This is a genomic window from Pseudomaricurvus sp., from assembly GCF_965662505.1.
GTDB lineage: Bacteria > Pseudomonadota > Gammaproteobacteria > Pseudomonadales > Cellvibrionaceae > Pseudomaricurvus.
In genome coordinates, this window is sequence record NZ_CBFIHX010000187.1 from 1 (window position 1) to 4,859 (window position 4,859).

Annotated in this window: 3 protein-coding genes and 1 pseudogene; 3 read left to right on the plus strand and 1 reads right to left on the minus strand. The window is 48.8% G+C overall.

What is annotated here, in order from left to right; all coding sequences use genetic code 11:
* From ACTG33_RS16230 to xdp1, 3 genes and pseudogenes are all read left to right on the plus strand, one after another.
* Window positions 1-269: pseudogene (locus ACTG33_RS16230) on the plus strand (ExeA family protein); the annotation flags it as partial.
* A 109-nt stretch (window positions 270-378) separates the two neighbouring features.
* Window positions 379-3,246: an XrtA/PEP-CTERM system TPR-repeat protein PrsT gene (gene prsT, locus ACTG33_RS16235; protein WP_439136268.1), complete on the plus strand. Its 2,868-nt coding sequence runs from the start codon at window positions 379-381 to the stop codon at window positions 3,244-3,246.
* Between the two features lie 303 nt (window positions 3,247-3,549).
* The gene (xdp1, locus tag ACTG33_RS16240; protein WP_439136269.1) at window positions 3,550-4,404 is read left to right on the plus strand and encodes an exosortase-dependent surface protein XDP1; all 855 of its coding nucleotides are present in this window, start codon (window positions 3,550-3,552) and stop codon (window positions 4,402-4,404) included.
* A 99-nt stretch (window positions 4,405-4,503) separates the two neighbouring features.
* Here the strand turns inward: xdp1 and ACTG33_RS16245 are convergent.
* The coding region (locus ACTG33_RS16245; RefSeq protein ID WP_439136270.1) for a hypothetical protein at window positions 4,504-4,859 on the minus strand (356 nt) is incomplete at its 5' end.

Below are 4,859 nucleotides of genomic sequence, written 5' to 3' on the forward strand. Positions count from 1 at the left end.
ACATCATGTACCGCCTGGAGCAGGTGGGCTGGGACGAGAACCCTACGTTTGACCCGCGAGTGTTTGAGCCTATTCAGAAGGTCAGCAAAGGCATCCCCAGGTTAATCAATCTGGTCTGCAGCCGTTTGATGCTTCACGGCATGGTTGAAGAAAAACGCCACCTGGACATGAAAGACCTGAAAGTGGTACTCGACAGCCTGGCTCAGGAGGAACTTATCCCAAAGTATGATTTCCCCGATAAAGATCAAGCTGTGCTTCACAGTATCTGATCGCCTTGTGCGAAAGCGTCCCTGCGAGCAGATAGAAGAAATACATCAGGTAAACTCCCGGCAACGGGAGGCACCTGTCGCGATGAGATAAAAATAACTGGTCACACCCATGCTAAAACCCTTCCATAAACGCTTACTGATTGCCATCAGCGTGTTCGCACTCACAGCCCCTTTTAATGCCACAGCCCAAAGCAGCTTGCAGGACTTTCACGAAGACGCCTCACGCCTGTACCACCAAAATGACTACCAGGGCGCATTGATTCAACTGAAAAACGCTCTTCAGATAAACCCGGAGCACGTTCCTTCACTGGTGCTTTCAGCCCAGGTTTGGATCGCACTGAATAACCCTGAGGCCGCTGAAGACTCGCTGATCAAAGCAAAAGTGATGGGAGCAGACCCTCGCTTTATCGATCTGAAGCTGGCAGAAGTCTACCGCCAACAAAAAAAATACCAGAGCATCATTGATGAACTCTCTATCCGGGGGCTAAATTCTGAGGAGGCTGTGGAGCTACTGGGCTACACAGCAGAAGCCTATTTGGGCTTGAATCAGGATGACAAGGCTGCACTAGCTATCGAGCAAGCCGAAGCCATCATTCCCGGGGCCCTACGCCCCAATATGGCTCAAATTCGACTGGATATTCGTCAACAAAGCCTGGAAGAAGCTATTCAGCTTGGGCATATGCTCATACAGCGCTTCCCCGACAGCGGGGAGGCCTGGAATCTGTACGCATCCGCCTTACATGCCAATGGCCAGTTGGCACCCGCACTGGAAAACTACAGTGAAGCGCTGAAGGTAGACCCTGCTAACCTCGAGGCTCGGGTAGCCCGTGTGGGTCTACTACTGGATATGCAACGCGCTAACGATACTCTTTCCGATCTTCAACATCTTGAGAAGGAGTACCCCTATGAACCCCGCGCCGCCTACTTCCGCGGACTGACATACTCCCTCCTGCAAAGTCCGGATAATGATTACGCCGCGCAATCGCTGGTACAGCTCAAAAATTGCACAGAAATTATCGCCCAATTGCCCCCTGAAAGTGTCAGGGCCAATCAACAACTGAGTATGATCGCGGCCTTGGCTCACTACGGCCTGTCTGAATTCGAGGCCAGCAAAGAATACCTCAGCCAGTATCTTGGACAACACCGCTACGATTTAGGCGCAAATCGCCTGATGGGCGACACCCTCATTAAACTCGGCGATCCCCTTTCAGCCAGTCGTTATCTGAAAGTCGCCCACGCCCGCTATCCGGACGACAAGAAAACTATCACTTTGCTAGCCCAAGCCTACTCACAAACCGGTCATCCCGAGCAAGCCCAGGCTCTTCTGAAAAAGCTCAACCAGACCAATACGGCAAACAATACTCCAGACTCAGAGGTTGATACCCGTTTGGCATTAAGTATGATGCAGACCCGACATTTCGACGATGGCATCCAGCAGTTAAAAGCCATCTACGATCACGACAAAACACAATACCAGGCTGGGTTTTCTCTGGTACTGGCTCTGCTAAAAAATGACCAAAATACCGCCGCACTGTCTTATGCCCAGCAATTGGCAAAACACTCACCAGACAATATCAGTGCTCAAAATCTGCTAGGCGTCACTCAGCAAGCCGCTGGTGAATTAGACGCAGCCAAAACAACATTCCAACACATTCTCCAAACGGCCCCTGACACAGTCCCCACTCAGATTAATCTCGCCAAAATCGAATACGCACAGGGAAACACCCAGATCGCCAGGGAGCAATTTGAAAAGCTCCTCAAGGAGCATCCTGGAAACGAACAGACCATGCTGGGACTGGCTCGTTATTATGTTGATGAAGGGCAGCTCGATGACGCATTAAAATTGAGTGAAAACGCCTATCAACTGCATAAAAATAGTATTGATACACGCCGTCTGCTGATACAGATCTACCTAAAACAACAAAAGTACGACGCAGCAGAAGCACTGGCTCTGGATACCGTCAACTTTTCTGACAACCCCTTCGAGAGTCAATTTGATGCCAATATGATGCTGGGTCAGGTTTACCAACAAATAGGCAAGCCACGCAAAGCCGTATCACTTTATAAAACCATGACAAAAGATGCCGGATTTCATTCCGACAGCTTGCACCAGATCGCTCTACAACTGATCCAGCTACAATCATGGGAAGCTGCTCGCCATGCACTGTACAAGTCCATAGAGGGCAACCCTGATCATTTGGCGTCTCGTCTGGATTACATTCGGGTCCAGTTGGTTATCGGGGACTTTCAGGATGCCTATGAGAGATCCCAGACTGTTATCACACAGTATCCGGACAATACGACTGGCTACCTTCTTGCCGGTGACAGCCTCACACAATTGCAAAAATTCTCTGAGGCACAGGCCATTTACCAACAGGGGCTAACCCAGAACTTTGACTCTCGACTTGTGCTCAATCAAACCCGACTTCTCAATCTACAAGGAAAAGACAGTGAGGCTGCAGAGCTACTTGCAAATTTCTGGACACAAACATCGGATAGCAGTATCGGATCAGCTTACAGCCTCCATCTGATTAATGTTAAACAGTGGCAGGAAGCCCAGGCAATTTTAAAAATTTTGCTCAGCACACAAACTTCCAACCCGAGCCTGTTGAACAACATGGCCTACGTATCTGATAAGCTTGGGCAAGCTCAAGCTCTGGATTATGCGCGGGAAGCGTACCGGCATGCTCCCGAAAACCCTTTTATTAATGACACCCTCGGCTGGCTTCTGGTGAAATCCGGCAAAACGGAAGACGGCCTCAAATACCTTCGCCAAGCCGTGGTAAGACTGACTGACAACCCTGAGCTCCGCTATCACTTAGGCAAAGCCCTGTCCGATCTTGGCCGTAAAGTGGAGGCCAAGCGCGAACTGGAACAAGCACTGAATCACGAGGGAAATTTTGAAGGGAAGCATGAGGCTTTGAACCTGTTACAGACACTTTTAAAGACTAACGTAACGACAGCTGAAACTTCGTAAATACTTACCTACCAAACCCGAAACTCATCGTTCCACTGCTTCAGGCTTCCCCCGTCTGATCATTGCGTTTAAATCGTTAACAATTTCACCTGTCAGATTTTTTTACAATAAGTTCAATACCTGGAACAGCATTCCCGCACAGAGCCTGCTAACTTATTGAAAAATATAGCCTTTGAGTGGTGTGGCCAAGTTTTTGCTTATAAAAAAGCATGTAACGCCAAAAGATGTGAGATCAAACACAAAACAACGGCATGATTTCACCTAAATACTTTTCCGGCTAAATACACCTATGGAGAACCACCTATGTTGCGTAAAAAAGCGAAGCGTAACAACCAACGTTCAGCACATAGCCAAAAGTTCACGCTGGGGTGCCTGACAGCATTTGGATTAGTTGTGGGCTCAACAGGTTCTCTTGCTGCAGTAGACCCCGCATGGGATTTCACAGGCCCTTACGCCACCAGCAGCGGCTCAACGACCAGTAATGGCATGATTTTTCAAAGCACGAATAGCAGTCTGACGGCCACCGTTTCAGGCTGGGCTGATACTAGTGACGATGGCCGCATTGAAAACTTCAACAGTGAACTTCAGGACTTTGGCAGTAGTGGTCTTGGACTGGATCGCTCCAGCAGAAATGACGGCGATCACGAAATTGACAATGAAGGTCACCAAGAGTTTTTGGTGTTCAATTTTAGCTCACCCGTATCCATTGCCGGCTATAATTTCGGCTGGATTGATACCGACTCAGACTCCACACTACTCGCCTACCAAGGCCCTGATAGTGACCTGGGTCTGACACAATCAGATGGCACAGAGGATCTGGTCAGTCACGGATGGACCGCCATTGGTCACTATCTGGGTGGCAACAACACATACTCAATGGATACTTCCGGCCAAACTGGCGGCATCTACTCAAGCTACTGGATAATAGGCTCTTATTTGAGCGATGTGACAGCCTCAAGCTTCAACTTTAACGTGAACGCAGGGAAAGATGCGTTTAAACTAAGCTCGCTAAACGCCTCCACCCGACCTCCCGACACTCCCCCACCAACAGGTGAGGCACCCGCTCCAGCATCACTGGGTTTACTCTTAGGCGGTTTGTATCTACTGCAACGGCGCGTTAAAAAACAAAAACGACAGATAAACCTTATATCTGCCTGACAAACATTACCCTTACAGAGGCTGTAAAAAGCCTCTGCAGCACCCATCAGTATCAAACCAAGCCATAGTATTTTTAACGAAACCTCTTAACGAGGCCTCTTAACGAGACTTCGCCTGAGCAGCCGCCTCTTCTAGCAACTTATCCAACGTGGCGGGCTCTGATTTTTTCCGCTCCTGCAGGCGCTTTTTAAACGGCCCCCAAAACGATTTATATAAGAGGTGAGGTACCAGCAAGTGTGCAGGCATCTTTAAATAGTGGGACCGAAGATACAAAATCCATCTCGCAAAACCAGTCCAGCGGTCGTAACAACTGGGATGGTCTGGCAATAACCCTCGATCAAACATCCACAGCATAATCGACCGACGAGTTCGGGACGCCTTAATAATAGCCCCTGACTGCTTTAAAATGTCATCAGGTATTTCAACATCAAACCACTTATTGCAGTAATACAAAG